The sequence below is a fragment of the Frankia sp. AgKG'84/4 genome (genome assembly GCF_023242965.2).
Lineage (GTDB): Bacteria > Actinomycetota > Actinomycetes > Frankiales > Frankiaceae > Frankia.
Window position 1 is genome coordinate 1 of sequence record NZ_JALKFU020000673.1, and the last position, 600, is coordinate 600.

Sequence of the window (600 nt, forward strand, 5' to 3'; positions counted from 1 at the left end):
GGCGCGCGCCGCCGGCGTTGCGGCGGGTCCAGGTCGGGGCGGCGCCGGTCAGGTCGACGAGCAGGTGCGTGCCGTCGGGGCGGCCCTTGGCATCCAGGACGGTGATCTTCTCGCGGAGCAGGCGGCCGTCGTCGTCGACCTCGCGCCAGTCGCCGTTGTGGCGCCCGCCGCCGGCGTCGGTGAGGCGCAGCCCGGTGGCGGTCCGGGTCACGGTGATGCTCACCGGTCCGCCGCCGCGCTCACGCACGGTGATCGTCGGGGCGGCGCCGGTGCGGTGGTCGCTGTGCAGATGGTGGCCGGGGAGCAGCGCTCCCCCGGCGGTGCGCAGCGGGATGCGCCGTTCCAGCAGCGCGCCGCTGACGTCGTGTTCGCGCGCCTCCATGGTGGTGGGCGCGACGAGGCGGAAGCCGCCGTTGTTCGTCGGGCGGACGGTCCAGGTCCGGGTGTTGCCCAGCGGGTCGGTGCTGGTGGCCGTGCGGGTGGTCCAGTCGACGTCGGCGTGGCCGAGGTCGCGCCGCGCCACGTTCGGGTCGCGCGGGTCGCTCAGCCGGATCCGCTCGGCGCGCAGCGTGCCGTCGGCGGCGAAGGTCGGCCCGTCGC

At 77.0% G+C, this 600-nt stretch carries 1 protein-coding gene; it reads right to left on the bottom strand.

Going from position 1 to position 600, the window contains the following annotated elements; genetic code table 11:
- The coding region (locus MXD58_RS24565; RefSeq protein ID WP_250610033.1) for a hypothetical protein at window positions 1–600 on the bottom strand (600 nt) is incomplete at both ends.